At 31.8% G+C, this 19,635-nt stretch carries 19 protein-coding genes, 2 tRNA genes and 1 pseudogene; 14 read left to right on the forward strand and 8 right to left on the reverse strand.

The features are described from left to right. Nucleotides 1-52: 52 nt before the first annotated feature. The 6 genes and pseudogenes from KKQ79_RS10075 (at nt 53) to KKQ79_RS10100 (ending at nt 6,982) form a co-directional block, all read left to right on the forward strand. On the forward strand, nt 53-1,705 hold the full coding sequence (locus tag KKQ79_RS10075; protein ID WP_213190029.1) for a LamG-like jellyroll fold domain-containing protein: 1,653 nt from the start codon (nt 53-55) through the stop codon (nt 1,703-1,705). A 212-nt stretch (nt 1,706-1,917) separates the two neighbouring features. Next, nucleotides 1,918-2,349, forward strand: a pseudogene (locus KKQ79_RS10080) (Dps family protein). Nucleotides 2,350-2,465: 116 nt separating this feature from the next. Beyond that, nucleotides 2,466-4,091, forward strand: a complete 1,626-nt coding sequence (locus tag KKQ79_RS10085) for a leucine-rich repeat domain-containing protein (protein ID WP_213190030.1) — start codon at nt 2,466-2,468, stop codon at nt 4,089-4,091. 39 nt (nt 4,092-4,130) lie between these two features. Then, nucleotides 4,131-4,646, forward strand: coding sequence for a YciI family protein (locus KKQ79_RS10090; RefSeq protein WP_213190031.1), 516 nt, complete (start codon nt 4,131-4,133; stop codon nt 4,644-4,646). Between the two features lie 89 nt (nt 4,647-4,735). Next, the gene (locus KKQ79_RS10095) at nt 4,736-6,121 is read left to right on the forward strand and encodes a DNA recombination protein RmuC (RefSeq protein ID WP_213190032.1); all 1,386 of its coding nucleotides are present in this window, start codon (nt 4,736-4,738) and stop codon (nt 6,119-6,121) included. A gap of 90 nt (nt 6,122-6,211) precedes the next feature. Beyond that, nucleotides 6,212-6,982, forward strand: coding sequence for a TrmH family RNA methyltransferase (locus KKQ79_RS10100; RefSeq protein ID WP_213190033.1), 771 nt, complete (start codon nt 6,212-6,214; stop codon nt 6,980-6,982). Between the two features lie 50 nt (nt 6,983-7,032). Here KKQ79_RS10100 and KKQ79_RS10105 read toward each other — a convergent pair whose 3' ends face one another. Further along, the gene (locus tag KKQ79_RS10105) at nt 7,033-7,317 is read right to left on the reverse strand and encodes a hypothetical protein (RefSeq protein ID WP_213190034.1); all 285 of its coding nucleotides are present in this window, start codon (nt 7,315-7,317) and stop codon (nt 7,033-7,035) included. A 312-nt stretch (nt 7,318-7,629) separates the two neighbouring features. Continuing rightward, on the reverse strand, nt 7,630-7,842 hold the full coding sequence (locus KKQ79_RS10110) for a hypothetical protein (protein ID WP_069800845.1): 213 nt from the start codon (nt 7,840-7,842) through the stop codon (nt 7,630-7,632). A 169-nt stretch (nt 7,843-8,011) separates the two neighbouring features. Between KKQ79_RS10110 and KKQ79_RS10115 the strand changes: the two genes are divergently transcribed. Further along, entirely contained in the window at nt 8,012-9,181 is a 1,170-nt protein-coding gene (locus KKQ79_RS10115; protein ID WP_213190035.1) for a hypothetical protein, read from the forward strand. After that, nucleotides 9,165-9,746 carry a hypothetical protein gene (locus tag KKQ79_RS10120; protein ID WP_213190036.1) on the forward strand — a complete coding sequence of 194 codons (582 nt, stop codon included), beginning with the start codon at nt 9,165-9,167 and terminating at the stop codon, nt 9,744-9,746. Before KKQ79_RS10115 ends, KKQ79_RS10120 begins: the two co-directional genes overlap by 17 nt. Here the strand turns inward: KKQ79_RS10120 and KKQ79_RS10125 are convergent. Genes KKQ79_RS10125 through KKQ79_RS10135 form a run of 3 tightly spaced genes read right to left on the reverse strand, consistent with a single transcriptional unit; the run spans nt 9,686 to nt 11,805 of the window. Further along, complete coding sequence (locus tag KKQ79_RS10125) at nt 9,686-10,267, reverse strand: 5-formyltetrahydrofolate cyclo-ligase (protein ID WP_213190037.1); 582 nt, start codon at nt 10,265-10,267, stop codon at nt 9,686-9,688. The two genes, KKQ79_RS10120 and KKQ79_RS10125, sit on opposite strands and share 61 nt — an antisense overlap. A 1-nt stretch (nt 10,268) precedes the next feature. Further along, nucleotides 10,269-10,499 (reverse strand): ferredoxin, encoded by a 231-nt coding sequence (locus tag KKQ79_RS10130; RefSeq protein ID WP_069800836.1) that lies wholly within the window; start codon nt 10,497-10,499, stop codon nt 10,269-10,271. Nucleotides 10,500-10,509: 10 nt separating this feature from the next. Next, on the reverse strand, nt 10,510-11,805 hold the full coding sequence (locus KKQ79_RS10135; RefSeq protein WP_213190038.1) for a peptidase U32 family protein: 1,296 nt from the start codon (nt 11,803-11,805) through the stop codon (nt 10,510-10,512). Between the two features lie 366 nt (nt 11,806-12,171). Here KKQ79_RS10135 and KKQ79_RS10140 point away from each other — a divergent pair, with 366 nt between their 5' ends. Next, nucleotides 12,172-13,698: a trypsin-like peptidase domain-containing protein gene (locus tag KKQ79_RS10140; protein WP_213190039.1), complete on the forward strand. Its 1,527-nt coding sequence runs from the start codon at nt 12,172-12,174 to the stop codon at nt 13,696-13,698. A 56-nt stretch (nt 13,699-13,754) separates the two neighbouring features. Here KKQ79_RS10140 and KKQ79_RS10145 read toward each other — a convergent pair whose 3' ends face one another. The 3 genes from KKQ79_RS10145 to KKQ79_RS10155 form a co-directional block, all read right to left on the reverse strand. Then, nucleotides 13,755-14,198: a hypothetical protein gene (locus KKQ79_RS10145; protein WP_213190040.1), complete on the reverse strand. Its 444-nt coding sequence runs from the start codon at nt 14,196-14,198 to the stop codon at nt 13,755-13,757. Between the two features lie 3 nt (nt 14,199-14,201). Further along, the gene (locus KKQ79_RS10150; RefSeq protein WP_213190041.1) at nt 14,202-14,582 is read right to left on the reverse strand and encodes a RidA family protein; all 381 of its coding nucleotides are present in this window, start codon (nt 14,580-14,582) and stop codon (nt 14,202-14,204) included. A 75-nt stretch (nt 14,583-14,657) separates the two neighbouring features. After that, nucleotides 14,658-17,249 carry a putative LPS assembly protein LptD gene (locus tag KKQ79_RS10155; RefSeq protein WP_213190042.1) on the reverse strand — a complete coding sequence of 864 codons (2,592 nt, stop codon included), beginning with the start codon at nt 17,247-17,249 and terminating at the stop codon, nt 14,658-14,660. A 44-nt stretch (nt 17,250-17,293) separates the two neighbouring features. On the opposite strand from KKQ79_RS10155, the gene KKQ79_RS10160 reads away from it, so the two are divergent. The 5 genes from KKQ79_RS10160 (at nt 17,294) to aroQ (ending at nt 19,597) form a co-directional block, all read left to right on the forward strand. Beyond that, a complete protein-coding gene (locus tag KKQ79_RS10160; protein WP_213190043.1) occupies nt 17,294-18,565 on the forward strand; it encodes an N-acetylmuramoyl-L-alanine amidase family protein in 1,272 nt (423 codons plus the stop codon). 59 nt (nt 18,566-18,624) lie between these two features. Beyond that, nucleotides 18,625-18,696 (forward strand) — tRNA-Glu (locus KKQ79_RS10165). 80 nt (nt 18,697-18,776) lie between these two features. Then, on the forward strand, nt 18,777-19,031 hold the full coding sequence (gene rpsT / locus KKQ79_RS10170) for a 30S ribosomal protein S20 (RefSeq protein ID WP_069800821.1): 255 nt from the start codon (nt 18,777-18,779) through the stop codon (nt 19,029-19,031). A 12-nt stretch (nt 19,032-19,043) separates the two neighbouring features. Beyond that, nucleotides 19,044-19,118, forward strand: a tRNA-Glu gene (locus tag KKQ79_RS10175). Nucleotides 19,119-19,177: 59 nt separating this feature from the next. Then, nucleotides 19,178-19,597 carry a type II 3-dehydroquinate dehydratase gene (gene aroQ, locus KKQ79_RS10180; RefSeq protein WP_213190044.1) on the forward strand — a complete coding sequence of 140 codons (420 nt, stop codon included), beginning with the start codon at nt 19,178-19,180 and terminating at the stop codon, nt 19,595-19,597. The last annotated feature ends 38 nt before the right edge of the window (nt 19,598-19,635 follow it).

A 19,635-nucleotide genomic window follows, 5' to 3' on the forward strand; every position in this document is an offset into this window, starting at 1 on the left:
GTCATTCGTTAAGGTTTATAAAATTCATATTTGTACAACTAATATTAAAATTATGAAAAAATACTTCTACATTTTCTTGATTATGATTGGCTTTTTAATAAAAGCGCAAAATCCTATTTATCATTTTAAGTTTGATAATTCATTAGCAGAAACCAATAACCCTGCTCATACCTTTACGATGTATAGTAATGGAGTTACAGCGTCTCCTTATTATTCTCCCGATCGTTTCGGAGCTGCATCTGGATCATTAATTCGTATTCCTAACACAACCAATTTTTTTGTTTCATCTGTACTCCCTAATTTACCTGTTGGTAATGCAGCAAGAACCATATCTTTTTGGGTAAGAATTACAGACATAACTCAGTATGACATTCAGCATTTTGTAGGATATGGTGCTAATTCTAATGGAGAATCTTTTGGATTTAGCCATGGTCCAAACAATACCATAAGAAATTATTATTGGGGAAATGAAATCAACAAAGTCCAATATTTTAAATTTGGAACATGGTATCACATTGCAGCTACTTATAACCCTTCTAGTTCTCTTTCAAAAGGAAATCTTTTTATCAATGGGCAGTTAGTTGGAACCTCTAATATAACAATTAACACGAATAGTTCAGAGAAAAAATTATATATAGGTACAACAGGAGCTTCTGGTTTATCTTCTGACAAAGGTTTCCAGATTGATGATTTGAAAATATATGATACAACCTTAACAGAACAACAGATTTTTAATGAATACCAAGGAGCAGATACCAACTCTTATCCTACTACCAATTTACTTGCTTATTTTAATTTTGAAAATAATTTAACCAGCCATAACGGAAACTACAAATTTCAAGAAACCAATAATAACACTATCCCTTTTGTAAATACTATTAATGGAAAAGGTATTTCTTTTCAAGAATCATATACGCTTATGAATAAAAACGGAATATCAGGAAGCGGTAATATTTCTAATGACCTAGGAAACCAAGAATTCACCATTGCATTTTGGTATTATACTGACGGTATAAGTTCTGCAATTCCTTATCCTACAGTTTTTGAGATGAATGAAACACTGTATTTTAGACACCAAGAAAATACTACACCAATTCGTGATGCATGGGGTTGGCTTGGCACGAACAATATTTGGAGTGAAAAGAATATAGGTTTTGGCATTGGTGGTTGGCATCATATTGCAATTGTACATAAAACTTCTGCCAATATAGGAATGCGCATGTACTTTGATGGAATAGATTACGGAATGAACACAAGCGGTTACAATGCTGTAGCGTTAGTTAATAACCTAAAATCGGTTTATTTAGGTGGTGGAACGAGTGGTGGCTCATTATCATCTGTAAAAAGATTTAATGGTAAAATAGATGAGCTATTTTTCTATAATCGCGCTTTATCATCTCAAGAAATATCACAGATAAAAAATTATAGAACTTCAAGTTCACTTTCTGTAAAAGATATCGAAAAAGGAAATAATCAATTTACAATCTTTCCGAATCCAACTTCAGAATACATTCAAATTAAAGGAGAAATCACAAATAATACTTGGATAAAAATATATGATAATACAGGCAAAATTGTCTTCAATAAAAAAACTTCATCTGAAGAAAAAAAAGTAGCAGTAAATCATCTGCCAAAAGGATTATACACAATTATAATTGCAACAAAAGAGGGTAATATAGAATCACATAAATTTATTAAAAAATAAAAATGATGAGAAAGCTTATTATTCTAATTATTAAAAAACTTTTTATTGACCCCAATATTATTTAGCTATTATGCTAAAATAATTAGCCACAAGAAAATTTATTATCTTGTGGCTGTTTTTTTTTATTATAAATAGGAGATTATTCTAAACAATTAATAATCTCAATCTATTAAAAGTCTATTTTTATTCGCTTAAAAGAATCTGATTGCAAAATGATTGCTGAAAAACTCAACATTTTGCTTGCTAATTATTCCATATTTTATCAAAACACCAGAGGTGCTCATTGGAACATAAAAGGAAATGACTTTTTTACATTACACCTTAAATTTGAAGAATTGTATGACGGATTAATCCTTAAAATAGACGAAATCGCAGAAAGAATTCTTACTTTAGGTTATCAACCTCATCATAATTTTTCTGATTATCAGAAACTTTCAACCATACAAGAAAGCAAAGAAGTTTCTAATGGTAATAAATGCATTCTAAATATTTTAGAATCTTTTAAAACAATTATTGATATCCAGAGAGATCTTTCAGAAATCACAGATAAAGCAAGAGATGAATAAACCAATGCACAAATGAGTGGCTACATTACCGAACAGGAGAAATTAGTATGGATGTACAATGCTTATTTAGGTAAATAATTCCATTTCAAATCATTATAAGAAGTGTTACTCAAAACGTAACACTTCTTTTTTTGATAAAAATGCTTATTTTTTAATTTATATTTTATATTTGCACAGATTTTTAAACACAAATTTTGAAGAAATTTTTACTTTTATTAGTATTCCTTATTTTTAATATTCATAGTGCTCAATACAGCGTTTCTACATCAGAGAGAAATGCACTTATTTCTATTTACAATCAAACCAATGGAGATAACTGGAGCCAAAAATGGGACCTTACCAAAGATCCTTATTATTGGTACGGAGTAAAAATAGAAAACGGAGCAGTTACCGAATTAAGATTGAACGGAAACCTTCTCGAAGGCAACTTTCCTAGCGGTGTTTTGAGTCTTACCAATCTAAAAAAATTAGATGTAAGTTCTAATCAACTCGCCGGAAACATCCCTAATTTAGGTTCGTTGATCAATCTTACTTATCTTAACATTAGCAATAATAATTTAAGTGGAGATTTTTACAGTAACATTTCATCACTATCTCATTTAGAAGAAATTCTACTAGGAAATAATTCTGGAAGTCTTGCTTCTACCAATTTCTCATCGTTTACCAATCTTAAAAGTTTAGACCTTTCTGGATTTGGTTTAACCGAAATTCCTAGTACATTAGGAAGTCTTAGTTTTCTTAAAAATTTGAATGTAAGCAATAATTCCATTACACAATTCAGCAATCTTTCTGCATTGGGGAATTTAGAAGAACTGAATATTTCTAAAAATCAACTGACAGAAATTCCTTCGGAAATAAATGCTCTTGCTTTTTTAAAAACATTAGACGCAAGTAGAAATAATCTTACTCAGCTTTCGGCAATTAATAATTTAACCACTTTAGAATGGTTATCTCTAGAAAATAACAACCTGCAAAATCTTCCTACAGAAATTGCCACTTTACAAAATTTAATTCACTTAAATCTTGCTAATAATAAGCTTTCTAGCAATTTTGGAGCATTAAGTTCTTTAACAAAATTAGAGCAGCTTTGGCTAAATCATAATGAGATTACCGCTTTCCCTACAGAAGTTTTAGCACTTCCTCAGTTGATGAGTTTATCCTTGCAAAGCAATAAACTTAGTGGAAACCTTCCAGCTAATCTCCCAGAAATTTGCAATATTTCTAACAATAGATACAGCGCAACAGAAATTCAGAATTTTCTCAATCAAAAACCAAATAACACAGATTTTGTGTATTCTCCTCAAAGATATGACGAAGAAAAAACCGAAAAAGTAGTTTTAGCAAGCGCCGTTAGTTTGAACCAATTGCTTTCTGCTTCAGATGGTTATGATTTCACTTGGTATAAAAATTTAGACAACAAAACTTCTACAACTACAGAAAATTATAATATAAACGCTGTAAAAGCAACTGATTTCGGGAAATACACTTGCGAAGCCATTTTGATTAAAGACAATACACTGTATATTTTAGATTTTGCAACTTTCAGAGAACCAATTACCTTAGAAAAAACCGAAACTTTGGCAACCAATAATCCCAATGAAAAAATGCTTGCCATTTATCCAAATCCTGTAAAAGATTTCCTTCACATCAAAAATCAAAATTATAAGATTGAAAATATTTCGATTTATGACTTATCTGGAAAAATCATTTACTCAGGGAAATCTACGATAATCAACCTACAAAACTTCCCAACTTCCACCTATATTTTGTACATCAAAACCGAGGAAGGTTATCACCATTTTAAAATTATCAAAAAGTAAGTTCAAAAATTTTTACATTTGTTGAAAACCTTGTCACAAATGAAAAATTTACTTTATCTAATCATCACTTCAGTTTTAGTGAGTTCTTGTATCATTTACCAAAAAGGTCAAGATGGAAAACCGGGAACCGCAGGTAAAAATGCTGATGAAATAACAACTACTCAGGAAAAAAACAAAAAATTAGCAGATTCTCTCGGCGCAGATGAACGCGGCATGAAAACTTATATGCTCGTGATTCTGAAAACCGGCCCAAAAGATGCTGAAATTACAGATAAAACACAGCGCTCCGAACTTTTCAAAGGACATTTTTCTAACATGGAAGCTATGGAAAAAGCAGGAAAACTGAAATTAGCGGGTCCTTTTGCTACGAAAAATAATCTTCAATATCGTGGGATTTTCTTAATCGATGCTAAAACCGAAGAAGAAGTAAAAACTTTGCTTCTAGGAGATCCAACCATTAAAAACGGAATTTTCGATGTAGAAATTCTTCCTTGGTACGGTTCTGCAGCAATACCAATGCATCTGAAATATCATAAAATGATTTCTAAAGAGTAATGATTAAAATTTAAAATGAATTATCATAATATCATTTTGAATTTTCAACAAAAGATTTGATTTCATATTTTCTTTTGTAATTTTGAAAAATGGAAATCTTATACATTATTCTCGCATTTATTCTCGGTGCTGTTTTGGCATATTTTATTTTGAAATCTTCTTCGGTTTCTAGAAAAAGTTATGAAGAATTGCAACAAAACTTCAATCAAAAAGAAGCCGATTTTAACAAAATTATAGCGGAAATTTCTGCTCAAAACAAAGCTCAAATTCAGAAAATTGCAGAGCAACAAGAACTTAACGAAAGACAAAACTCCGAAATTAAAGACCTTCAAAGCGATAAAAATCAATTAATCGGTTTGAAATCTCAATTGGCCGCTCAGAATGAAAGTCTTCAGCAATTATTGGATTCCCAAAAAGAAGAAATCGTGAAAATTCAGGAAGAAGCAAAACTGCAATTCGAGAATTTAGCGAATAAAATTTTGGAAGAGAAAACCCTAAAATTCACGGAACAAAATCAACAAAACTTGAAGAATATTCTAAATCCTCTTCAAGAAAAAATTACAGATTTCGAGAAAAAAGTAGAAAATACGCACAAAGAAAGTATAGATTATCACGCAGCTCTTCGTCAACAAATTCTTGGACTTAAAGAAATGAATTTGCAAATGAGCAAAGAAACGCTAAATCTTACCAAAGCATTGAAAGGCGATAGCAAAATTCAAGGAAACTGGGGAGAATTAGTTCTAGAAAGAGTTTTAGAAAAATCTGGTTTAGAAAAAGGCAGAGAATATGAAATTCAGAAAAGTTTTACCACAGAAGAAGGAAACAGAGTTCAGCCAGACGTAATCATCAATCTTCCTGATGGTAAAAAAATGATTGTAGACTCTAAAGTTTCTCTTACTGCCTACGAAAAATACATCAACGAAGAAGATGACGAACAAAAAAGCAGCTTCTTAAAAGAGCATGTGAATTCTCTAAAAAGACATGTAGAACAACTTGGAAGTAAAAATTATCAGCATCTCTATCAAATGGAAAGTCCTGATTTTGTTTTACTTTTCATCCCAATAGAACCTGCATTTGCAATTGCTCTAAACGAAGACACGCAGTTATACAATAAAGCTTTTGAAAGAAATATTGTCATTGTAACGCCTTCTACTTTATTGGCAACGCTTCGCACCATTGATTCTATGTGGACGAATCAAAAACAACAAGAAAACGCCTATGAAATCGCAAGACAAGCTGGAGCTTTGTATGATAAATTCGATGGTTTTGTCACTGATTTAGTTAAAATCGGCAAAAAAATGGACGAAGCAAAAACCGAATACGAAGGAGCCATGAATAAATTAGTAGACGGAAAAGGCAATCTGATTACTAGCGTTCAGAAATTGAAAATAATGGGTGCAAAAGCTAAAAAATCTTTACCTGATGCTATTCTTAATAGAGCAAATTCTAGTTTAGAAAATTTAGACGAGGAATAGAACAAAGGAAATCTTATGATTTTCATCTTTGCGAACTTAAAAACATTCAAATTTTAAAAATTTACTTTGCGCACTTTGCGTTTCAAAAATATGATTATCGAAAGCTTACAAAACGAAAAAATAAAAAATCTCAATAGATTAATTACAGACAATAGGTTTCGTAAGAAATCTGGAGTTTTTGTGGTAGAAGGGAAACAAGAAAACGAACGCGCATTGCAATTCGGTTTTGAAAATGTAGAATTTTTTATTTGCGAATCTATTTTTGGCATCAATCATCCCGATGGTAAAATACATTTCGTTTCCAGTCAAGTTTATGAAAAACTAGCTTACAGAGGAACTTCTGAAGGAATCATTGGCATTTACAAAACCAAAGAATTTGATTTGAAAAATTATCAGCCAAAAGACAATGCTTCAGTTATTGTAGTAGAATCTGTAGAAAAACCAGGAAATCTTGGGGCAATTTTGAGAAGTTGTGAAGCTTTTGGAATAGATGCTTTAATTGTTACCGATTCTAGAGTAGATTTTTACAACCCAAACGTTTTAAGAAGTAGTGTAGGTTGTTTTTTTGGGATGAATGTTTTTTCTGCAACCAATGAAGAAACTTTGGCGTTTTTACAAGAGAACAGTTTCAAAATCTACACCACGTTTATGGATGAAACCGCCGAAGATTTATACAAGAAAAACTTCAATGAAAAATCTGCATTATTTTTCGGAACAGAACATTCTGGTTTGAGTGATTTTTGGCTTCATAAAGGCGAAAATATTCTCATCCCGATGTCTGGAACTATAGATTCGCTTAATTTAAGCAATGCAGTTGCTATTACTTGTTATGAAATACTGAGACAAAAACTTTCTAAATAAAAAATCGCCTCGTTTTCACGAGGCGGTTCTGTTTGTAATTAATTTCTTAATTATTTTTTCACAGCTTCTTCTACTTTAGCTGCTCCTTCTTTCACTTTTGCAGCAGCATCCTTTACAGCGTCTTTTGCATCAGCAGAAGCATCTTTAGCAGCGTCTTCTACTTTAGCAGCAGCAGAATCTACTACAGCAGCAGCAGAGTCTACAGTTACCGCAGCTGAATCTACCATTGCAGTTGCAGCAGAATCTACAGTTTCAGTGGTTTCAGTTGTTTCTTTTTTGTTACAAGCAACTAATGCTAAAGCAGCTACAGCTGCTACGAATAATGATTTTTTCATAATAATAAATTTAATTTAAGGGTTTAAAAATTTGTTTGTTTCATTTTGTTGATACAAATGTATAACCACTCCGAAAATATAATTTGAAAATTCATTGTAAATATCTTTGTAAAGAGATTTTACAAAAAAATAAGATTGATAATCAGGAAATTAAATATTTTGAATCAAAATTAAATTCAATTTCTACAACTTATAAATACAAAAAAATCATCTAAAAAAAATTAGATGACTAACTATTTAATTTTACATTTGCAATAATAAAAAAAACGCTCCTCTGTGAGGAACGTTTTAGTTTTTTTCTGTTGAGAAAAATTATTTTGCAGCTTCTTCAACTTTAGCAGCAGCTGAATCAACAGTTGCAGCAGCAGAGTCAACAACAGCAGCAGCAGAGTCAACAGTAGCAGCAGCAGAGTCAACAACAGCAGCAGTAGAATCTACAGTTTCAGTAGCTTCAGTAGTTTCAGATTTTTTACAAGCAACAACAGCTAATGCAGCGATAGCTGCTACGAATAATGATTTTTTCATAATAAATTAATTTAATTAAATTGTTTAAATTGTTTTGTTCACTTTTAACGGAGCAAAGATAGGCTCATAGAAAAAATTTGTTTTAGAAAATTAATTGTAATATATTTGTAAAATAGTTTTACAAAAAACTAACACTGATAATCAAACACTTAAATAATTTTATAAGATTTTGGCAGATTTAGATTTATTGCATTTCGAGCAATTAAAAGCAGAAGTTCAGGCAGAATATCTTAAAAATCACCATCCTTCCTACGATGAAATTTCGAAGTGGAAAGGAATTGATATTATTTATTTTCAAGAGGATTTACGAAAAAAAGCGAAGGGAAACATTAGCGAAAAGTCTTTCTATACTTATTTCAAGACGGTTCCTTCTAGTAAATTACCAAGAATAGACATGCTCAATTTATTGGCCATCTATGCAGGATATCAATCTTGGTATGATTTTAAGAAAAATCATCTTTTTGCTAATGAAATTATTTCTGAACATGAAAAACCATCAGAAATTATCATTGCAGATGAAGAAAAATTAGAAATTTCTACTGAAAAACCAACAGAAGTAGCTTTTTCAATACCTGAAAAAGCTATTCCAACTATTGAAAAAACTACCACAGCAGAAATTCAACCAGTTCTTGAAGAGACGAAAACAAGCGTTGCAACATCTTCATCTTCACAAAGGATTTTCAAAAATCCTTTGATAAGCCTTATCAAACAATATTTTTGGCTCATTTCTTCAGTAGTATTAATGACAATGGTTTTGATATTAGTTTTTTGGCAAAGAATTTTTGCAACAGATTACAAATTCACTTTTATAGACGCTGATAGAAATACAAAAATCAAAGACATCATAGAAATAAGAGTTTTAAAAGAAAATGAAACTCCTATTAGATATATTATCAATTCTGGCAAAGATATTGATGATGATGATGTAGGGGTTTTCAGATTTCCTACACAGAGTAAGACATTGGCTATGGAAGTCAATTCACCTTTTTACAGAAAAGACACTATTTATAGAAATCTAGATCCTGCTAGAACTAATGAAACTATAGAGTTAGAACCGGATGTTTACGCACAAGCATTGTACTACTATTCTACCAATGATATTAGCAAAAAAAGAGAAGAATTAGATAAAATTATCAGCAACAATGCATTAATTTATCAAGTTTTCGATAATGAAACATATGGCGTAGAAACCTTAGACAAACAAAAATATATAGGACTTGTCACGACACCAACTACTTCATTAAAGAATTTTAAAATGATAGAGACTAAAGTGAGTCCAGAAACTAAAAAAATAATCCTTATTAAATTTAAAATACAACCTGATGAAATCACTAAATAAAAATGTAATCTTTACTTTATTTCTAGCATTAATGACAATTATTGCTTGTAAAAAAGAGCAAACAATAAGTGATATAGATGTATTAAGAAACGGCAATAATGAAGATGTATATTCTACCACAAAACTAGACAGTGCGCAAGCTATAGCAAGTATCACTCAGCAAAAACTACAAGAATTATACGATATTTCTGCGCTGTATTCTTCTGGAAATAAAAATACTGCAATTGATTCACTGAATTATGAGCAAATTCAAGGATATTTTGTAAAAAAAGATTCGGCGAACGTAATGGGACTTTTGAAAGAACTTGACAGCCTGAAAGTAAAACTGGTTAAAGTAAAAAACCTCAGCATCAATACTGAAATCAATGGAAAAGACACCTTAGATTATGCCAATTATACAGTAGAATATAAAGATAGAGACCAAAGAATGATTGGCGAATTCAATAAAAAATCTCAATACAAACTCTTGAAATCTCCTGTGAATTTCAAAAAAGAATTCAAATTTTATTTTGTAGAAATAGATGTACAACCAAAAGACAGCACTTCTGTAGGCGTAACCAAATAATCTAATTTTACATCTTGTAAAGAAACATCATCAATAGAATCACTCGGCGAGAAATAATTCACGCCGATTTTTTTTGCATCAAGATTAATTCCTGCAAAAAATTGGTCGTAAAAGCCTTTTCCATAGCCTATTCTATTTCCTAATGCATCACAATACAATAGTGGTGTAATTACATAATCAAAAGCATCAGATTCATTTTCATTAGATTCTGGCTCCAGAATTCCCCACGAATTTTGCAAAAAAACAGTGTCTGGTTTAATCTGAATAGAAATAATCTTATTCCCAACCATTTTTGGAACAAAAACCTGAATATTTCTTTCAAAAAAATAATTAATGAAGATTTTAGTATTGATTTCGTTCAATTTTTCAATTGGAAAAAAAATATGAACTCTCTGATTTTCAATGACATTAAATTGTAAAACGAAATTTTCAAATATTTTTTGAGATAAAGACAAGACCTCATCTTTCGACAAGGTCTTTCTCAAATCCTTATATTTTTTACGTAAATCTTTTTTAAGCATTTTAGATTTCCTTTACCGATATAATTTTCACTGGACAAGCTTTTGCTGCTTTTTCACATGGTTCATACGCATCAGGAATCGGTGTTTTAAGCGTAAAGAAGCCTTTCTTATCAGCAGATTTCAATAAAACAGATTTTCCGTCTTTCTTAGACATACGAAAATATTCTGGCGCAAACTCCGCACAGTAATTACAGCCAATGCATTTATCTCTTTGTAGTGTAATAATTACCATTATAACTTAATTAGTGTGAGTAAGCTCCTTCATCTACATTATTCTGTTGTGTACCAGGCTCTTCTACTTTTACAATTTTGTATAATTTATCAGATGGACGAACTCTAAATTCTGTTTTAAAGGTAACCACATCAGATTTCGAAGCTTTAGTAGCCCCTTCTTTACCATCTACCATCATATGTTCAATTACCATTTCTTGAGAACCAGTAGTAGGACCTTGAATCAGAACTCTATCTCCTATATTTAAATCATAGGCTTCAATTAAAAATTCTGCAATATTTGATTTTGGATAGAAATGTCTTCCTTTACCAATGTAAATTTTCTTTTGCGTAGCACTGCTTCCAGAATTAGGTGACCATTCTCCAAGTTCTTGACCAAGATAATAACCACTCCAGAAACCTCTATTATAAACAGTTTCCAACTGCTTCATCCAACCTTCTACTTTCTCTGCAGAAAAAGTTCCATCAGCAATGCTATCAATAGCCTCTCTGTAACATTTAGTAACCGTTGCTACATATTCTGGCGCTCTTCCTCTTCCTTCGATTTTTAGAACTTTTACACCTGCATCTACAATTTGGTCTAAAAATCCTATCGTACAAAGATCTTTAGGAGACATCATGTATTCATTATCTAATTCTATTTCGAAGCCAGATTCTTGGTCAATAACCGTATATTTTTTTCTACAATTTTGTTTACAAGCTCCTCTGTTTGCTGAAGAATTATGAGAATGAAGGCTCAAATAACATTTCCCCGAAACTGCCATACAAAGTGCTCCATGACCGAAAATTTCTATTTCCACTAAATTTCCAGAAGGTCCTTTGATTTGCTCTTTTTCAATTTGAGAACAGATTTTTTTGATTTGAGTAATAGAAAGTTCTCTACTCATCACCATCGTATCTGCAAAAAGTGCATAAAACTTAACCGTTTCAATATTGGTGATATTAATCTGAGTAGAAATATGTACTTCCATGCCTATTTGCCTTGCATAAGCAATTACCGCCTGATCCATTGCAATGACCGCAGTAAGGTCTGCTTCTTTTGCTTTGTCAAGTAAAGTTTTGATGATGGATAAATCGTGGTCGTAAATAATGGTATTAAGAGTAAGATAAGTTCTCACCCCTTTTTCTTTACATCTTCTAGAAATTTCTGGTAAATCTAAAATTGTAAAGTTCATAGAAGCTCTAGCTCTCATGTTGAGTTGCTCTACACCGAAATATATTGAATCTGCACCATTATCTAATGCTGCTTGTAAAGAAGTAAAATCTCCTGCTGGAGCCATTAATTCTATTCTTCCGCTTTTTGTCATTCTAAAATGTAAAATTTTTGCAAAGATATGTTTTTTAGAATTATTCTAAAAAGCTTATAATAGATAGATTCGATTTATACTAATATCTTATTTTTTTCTTACTCAAAACATAAAATAAGACTATAAAAAATAGAACTATAAAAAATAAAGTAGTCCACATGATTACTAAAATTAATGGTTTTGTTAATATTCAAATTTACTTCAACCTATCTTTGGATTCAATACGTAAATTGTATGATATTCAATTACAATTCTAAAATTTTCTTAAACTCGTTAAACTTTGTTAAAAGTGTAACACTAATAATTTAGTGAACACTAATTTTGCATTAAATTTGTTATACTTAAACTATAAAAGAAGAATTAACAATGAAGAACAGTTTAAAACAATTATTACCTTTTGCTGTTGTAGGTATATTATCTGGTGCCACAACTTTTGGTGCAATAGAGTATTTCAAAACGAATGAAAATAACAGCGATTTTTCTTATTTCCATACTGCAAATGATAATGTAAAATTCGCAGGAATAAATTCCGCAAATGTGGGTGATGATTTTGTAAAAGCTGCAAAAACGACAGTTCCTGCAGTGGTCACCATTAAAAATTATCAATCAAGAAGTTCAAGTTCAAACAGAATGTCAGAACAAGACTTATTTGAACAATTTTTCGGAAATCCTTTTGGAAACCAAAGACAAAATCAAAAACAACAACAACCACCTAAAGATGTTCCTTCTGGATTAGGAAGTGGTGTGATTATTTCACCAGACGGTTACATTATTTCTAATAATCATGTAGTTGCAGGTGCCAATAAATTAGAAGTTATCCTCAGCAACAAAAAAAGTTACGTAGCCAATCTTATTGGAACAGACCCAAGTACAGACATCGCTCTTCTAAAAATTGAAGAAAAAGGTTTGCCTTATCTTAATTTTGCCAATTCAGATTTAGTAGAAGTAGGACAATGGGTTTTAGCAGTAGGAAATCCACTGGGTTTAAATTCTACCGTTACTGCAGGAATTGTTTCAGCTAAAGGAAGAAGCATAGATTTATTAAGTCAGCAATCTAGAACTCCTATTGAAAGTTTCATTCAAACTGATGCAGCGATTAATCCAGGAAATTCTGGTGGTGCTTTGGTCAATGTAAACGGAGACTTAATCGGCATCAACTCTGCCATTTCTTCTAATACAGGCTACTATCAAGGTTATGGCTTTGCAGTTCCATCTAACCTGGCAAAAAAAATAGTTGAAGACATTAAAAAATTTGGCTTGGTACAAAGAGGATTCTTAGGAGTTGTAAGTTTAGACCTCTCTGATGATAGACAAGTTGCCGCTTATAATCAAAGTCAAAAAGCCAACATCAAAGCAAGTAGCGGAATTATGATTACTGAAATCACTGAAAATAGCGGTGCTGAAGATGCTGGACTAAGAAAAGGAGATATTATCAAAAAAATAGATAATTCTACCATAGAAACTTTCGCGGATTTATCTGCTGCTGTTGGTAGCAAAAGACCTGGAGATAAAGTTATAGTAACTTATATTAGAAATGGTAAATCTTATACTGAAAGCGTAACGCTTAAAGACCAAAAAGGAGGAACTTCATTCCGAAGCAAGGCTGATTTATCTGTTACAGAAAAAATTGGTGGTGAATTCGAGGTTTTAAGTGACCGTTTTAAAACGGATTATGGTTTAAATAGCGGTGTAATTGCAAGAAATGTAGTAGAAGGTGGTGAGTTAGAAAGAATAGGCGTTTATGACAATTACATCATTATAGAAGTTAACGGAAAACCTGTAAATTCACAAAAAGATGTAGAAAAAATCTTAGATGGATATAAGGGAACCGTACAAATAAAATACGTAGACGAATACGGCAGAATGTACACCAGAGGTTTTAAAATGCCTTAATCATAGTTTTATAAATTCCAAAGAAAAAGCCTTTCAAAAAATTTTGAAAGGCTTTTTTATTTAGATTTAGGAAATTCTTTCCTTTTATTTCGTTCGTAAATTACTTCTACTATTTTTCCTCCTAACCATGCAAAAGGAAAATATACAATGAAGATTAAAATTTTATAAAATGTAGGATGATAAGGGAAAACAATAATATCTAACATGGCTATAAATAGCAAAATGAAGCCAATAAGAATTGCATAAGCTACTTTAGCATATTTTACAATAATCGCAGTAGTAACACCTCCAATGGTTGCTCCAAAACCTGAAGAAAGAAGTAAAGTCCAGAAAAAACCTGGCTTATTTTCTACACTTTTCAATAATTTCCACCAATGTTCAAACGGAAAAAATCCTTCATAATTCACCCATGATGAATTAATTTTTACACCCAGCGAAATAATGACTCCTGCCATCGCCAAGCCACATAAAACGCCTAATGTATTTCTTAAAAAATTCATGTCTTAGAACTGATGTGCAATCATAGAGATTTCTACACTCACATTTTTTGGCAAACAAGAAACCTCTACTGTTTCTCTTGCTGGATAATTTCCTCCTTCGAAATAAGACGCATAGATTTCATTCATCACTGCGAAATCATCCATACTTTTTAAGAAAATAGTTGCTTTTACTACATTAGAAAAAGACATACCAGCCTCTTCTAAGATAGCCTTTAGGTTTTTCATAACCTGATGTGTTTCTTTTTCGATTCCATCTACTAAATTCCCAGTAGACGGATCAATAGGAATTTGACCAGAAATATAGAGAACGCCATTTACAAGGTTAGCTTGTGAATACGGACCAATTGCAGCGGGTGCATTGTTAGTAGAAACTATCTTCTTCATATTTTTGTAAAATTATCATGCAAAGATAAAATTTCTGAACAAATAAAAAATAGTGTTCAGAGATTCCTTCGTTTTTTAGAAAGTACTGCCACTTTGTTGGAAACTTCTTTCCTTGTATTTTACGGCGTCTTTTAAAATATTTGCTTTTATACTGATAAAGAAATCATATACTTTATATTGACCAAAAGGCACCCAATTAAAGGTAAAAGAGAAACTTCTTTGGTCTCTAGAAAACCCTAATCTGGTGTACGCTAAACTTTTTGAAACAAAATCATAATGCGTGTTTCCGCTTAAACTCCAATAAGGTGTAAGTTTTACGCTACCATCTAAACCTAGTGAAGCTACACTTTTCCCAAATCTGGTATTGGTTTTAGAATAACCATAATTGGCATTAAGATTCAAAGTCCAAGGTTGATTAAATCGGGAGTAATTATCTTGGTCAAAATAATAGACTTCGTTTCGGATTTCTCCTTTGGTTTTATACTTAGTCGCTAAATCTTCTTTTTTCCCAAAAGTTTCATTGTTCAGAGGGAAAGAAAAATTCATGTTGAAACTCTGGATATTAAAATGTCCAAAATTCTCAGTTCTAATACCGTTTTCTTGACCTGGAATAAATACAATTTGATATGGGTCTATCAAAACATTCGAGTTTACACTTAATTTATTTTGGAAGAAAGAAGTCTGTGTACTAATTGAAATCAATGACCATTTGTATTTATCCGCAGCAAAATTATAACCTCCAGAAATATTTAAACTTTCAAAAATTTTAACTTTTTTGGTTCCTGTAGAATCGGTTTTACTTCTCACCTTCATCTCTAAGTTGTTATTAATATTGAAACCAATAGACTGTGTTAAACCTTGATTAGGTGAACCAAACATCCCTCCTTCGAAAATAGAATAAGTGGTTAAAACGCCTCTTTCGTCATAATAACTTTTGAAATATCCAAACTTTGGATCTCCAAAATCTGGAGAATACGTAAATCCAATACTCGGAGTTACCATGTGTCTGATGGCTTGAATTTTAGATTTTTCACCAAATTTCAACATTCCATACAAAACGGTTTGCAAACTTGCAGATGTAGAAAACGTAGAATAACCCGTCAAATTTTTATTCAAATTCCTTTCTAAAGTATTGGTAACTGGATTGTAGTTTTTATTAATTGTTTTAGTAGTTGCTACGTTATCAATATTAGCGCCTAATGAAAACGTAAAAAACTTAGCAACAGTCGTGTTCGTAGCGAGCGCAATGTTATTTTTAGCACCAGTTTGCATATTATCCCACATGGTTTTGGTGAATAAATCACCACTTTTCACCCCAGAAACATAATTACTGAATTGCAATCCAGTATTTACGGTAATGTTTTCTAACATGCCCGTTCTAATTCCCGTTTTGGGTTTAAATAAATAAAACTGATTGGTAGAAACATTCAACTGTGGCAATCTAATATCGGTAAGTCCCGTTGTGAAGTTTTGCGAATAACTCCCTGTTCCCGTGATGGTTATTGGTAAATTCAAAAATCTTTTGGTAAAGCTCACCGTAGAGTTTTGTTGTGCATTTAGAGCACTTTGGTTAAAAATATGGGAGTTATTAACCGTGTTATTGTAGAATTTATTGCTCGTAATATTTACAGATGCCGAAAAGTTAAAAAACGGATTGGCTTTAGAATCTTGAGTATGTGTCCATGCAATATTATAAACACTACTTTTTGTATAATTTTCTAGACCTTTTATTCCTCTGATGGTAGTTCCTATTTCTCCTCGGAAAGAACCATTGTACTTATAATTTTTTCGATAACTCACTTCTGGTCTGAAGTTCCAACTTCCCTTGGTATAATAATCAAAGTAGGTTTTCACATCAAAATGCTCACCAATTGGCAAATAATACCCCAAACTATTCAAGAAAAATCCCACATCTTGTCTTTCCCCAAAACTCGGAATAAGAATTCCCGCCATTCTTTTTTCAGAAAACGGAAGAATTGCAAATGGTAAAATAAGCGGTGTAGGAACTTGCTCTATATACATCTGTATAGGCCCCGTAATTAATTTAGAATTCTCTTTTCCCTTTACCAATTTAATATCTGGCGCAAGCAAATAATAATCTGCTATGGTATCTTTTTTCTTAAGGAAATATTCGTCTGTAGTATATTTTCCTCTTTTAAGATAAAAAACAGAGTCATTTACTTTTTTGGTTTTTTCTGCTACAATTACACCTTCACTTTCTTCTGTTCTAGCATTGTAAGCAATGGCTTGTTTGGTTTTATAATTGTAGCTGAATTCGGAATATTCATATTTTTTACCACCTTGAGTTGCAACAGCAGGTTCTGTAATTTTTCCTATAGAATCTACTTTTCCTCTTGCAAAAATCAGTCCTTTGTCCCAATCTATTTGGATATAATCTGCATTAATCTTCATATCTTGATATGAAACTTCTGCATTTTGATTGAGATAAGACATTTTTTTCGGAACTTCGTTTCTAATATTATCCGCTTTAGAACGTACAATATCATCTAAACGTTCTCGTTCTATTTTTACGGTATCTGTTTTAGAAACAGCAGTAGCGTTATCACTATTTTTAGGCGCATTTTCTAGCTTATTTTGTGCTAAAAAATTGTTAAAAATTAGGATAATTAAAATTTGTAAGGTATTTTTGAGACCGTTTTTAATCAATGGAGCTTATAATTTCAGGCTCCAAAATTAATAATTTTTAAAAAATGAAGACGCATAAACACGCATTTAATATAATTTTAACAGTATTATTTTTAATTTTCGCTCAATTAGGCGCACAAAAGAAGTTTGTTATTGTATTAGATGCCGGTCACGGCGGTTCTGATGTGGGAGCAACTAGAAAATACGAAAACATAGGCTTAGTACAAGAAAAAGACGTTACACTAGGCATCGTATTGAAGCTAGGCAGAATGCTCGAAAAAAATAAAGATTATAAAATCATCTACACCAGAAAAATAGACGAATATCCTTCTCTAGCTGATAGAACAGACCTTGCCAATAGAAGTCATGCCGATTTATTTATTTCTGTACACTGTAATGCCAGTACCAAATCTACTCCTTACGGAACCGAAACTTATGTACAAGGTCCAGACCAAAACAAAACCAATTTAGAAGTAGCTAAAAGAGAGAATGACGTAATTTTCTTAGATGATAAAGACCGCGAAAGATTCGCTTCTTACGACCCAACTTCTCCAGAATCTTTAATTGCATTAAGAATTCAGCAAAGTAAATATCTAGAAAGCAGTTTGATTTTCGGAGGTTATGTAGAAGAAAATTTTGTAAAAAAAGATAAAAGATATTCTAGAGGTGTGATGCAAAAAAACCTTCACGTATTACGTCTAAACGCGATGCCATCTGTTTTAATAGAAACGGGATTCATCAGTAATGCTGAAGAGGCGGCATATTTAGCTTCTGACAAAGGTCAAGATGAAATTGCAGAATCTATTTACGACGCAATTACCAGCTACAAAAAACGCATCGATAGAAACCAGAAAAAAATAGTAGAAGAACCGAAAGAACTTCCTCTTAAAAATGATTTCAGAATTCTTTTGATGAGCACTCCAAACAAATATGTAGTTGGAGATCCCGCTCTCAAAGGACTTAATTACATCTTAACCATCAAAGAAAATGGTTTGTACAAATACTATTACAGCGTAACTAATTTTGCTTCTATTAAAGAAAACAACCTTAAAACCGCTAAAGACGCAGGATTTAGAAATGCTACTGCTGTAAGTTTTATTCCTAATCAAAACATGAATACAGGCTATTACCGATTAGAAGTATACTCCGGAAAAGATAAATTACCTAGCTCTTCCCCAATATTAAAAATATTAAAAGATGTAGAAAGAGTAAAAGCCAATGGCATATTTTACTACACTTATGGCAATGTAAAATCTCTAGAAGCAGCCACTAAACTACAAAAAGACCTTGAAGAAAAGGGTATTACCAATACTACAATAGAAAAAGTTTATAAATAATCAAGAAAATTTTGCGAGTTCTAAAAAAGTTCTTATTTTTGCACGCACAAAAAAAGAATGGCCTATTCGTCTAGTGGTTAGGACTCAAGATTTTCATTCTTGCAACAGGGGTTCGATTCCCCTATAGGCTACAAATTTTAAAAAAAATTAAAAAATAATTTGCAAATTAAAAAATAGTTTTTATCTTTGCACCCACATTTCAGAAACAATTATGGCAAATCATAAATCAGCACTTAAGAGAATCAGACAATCTGAGAAAAGAAGATTGAGAAACAGATACTATCACAAAACTGCTAGAACAGCTGTGAAAGTATTAAGAAATGAAGAAAACAAAGCAGCTGCTTCAGAGCAATTGCCGAAAGTAATCTCTTTATTAGACAAATTAGTAAAGAAGAATATTATTCATAAAAACAAAGCTGCTAACTTAAAAAGCAAGTTAACTAAACACGTTAACAAGTTAGCTTAAGAATAAATTTCTGGCCCGTTCGTCTATCGGTTAGGACTCAAGATTTTCATTCTTGCAAGAGGGGTTCGATTCCCCTACGGGCTACCAAAATCCTCAGAAATTTCTGAGGATTTTTTTTGTTTTAAAAATTTCATACCTTTGAGAATATGAAAATTCTAATATTAAACGGAGCCAATCTCAATCTTCTAGGAACTCGTGAGCCAGACATCTATGGAAATACTTCTATGGATGATGTTTTAACGCATTTAAAATCTGAGTATTCTCAACACGCTATTGAATATTACCAGTCTAATTTTGAAGGGGAAATCATCGGAAAAATTCAAGAAAATGATTTTGATGCGCTTATCATTAATCCTGGCGCTTTCACCCATTATTCTTACGCCATCGCAGATGCGCTTAAAAACCTTAGAAAACCCAAAATAGAGGTTCACATTAGCAATATCTATCAAAGGGAAGAATTCAGGCAGAAATCAGTTACCGCAGCTTATACAGATGCTGTTCTCTCCGGTTTTGGCACAGAAGGCTACAGATTAGCGATTATTCATTTAATTTCTACCATACAATAAAAAAATCCTCAGCGTAAATAGACTGCACCCAAAAGTTT

The sequence above is a fragment of the Cloacibacterium caeni genome, assembly GCF_907163125.1.
Lineage (GTDB): Bacteria > Bacteroidota > Bacteroidia > Flavobacteriales > Weeksellaceae > Cloacibacterium > Cloacibacterium caeni_B.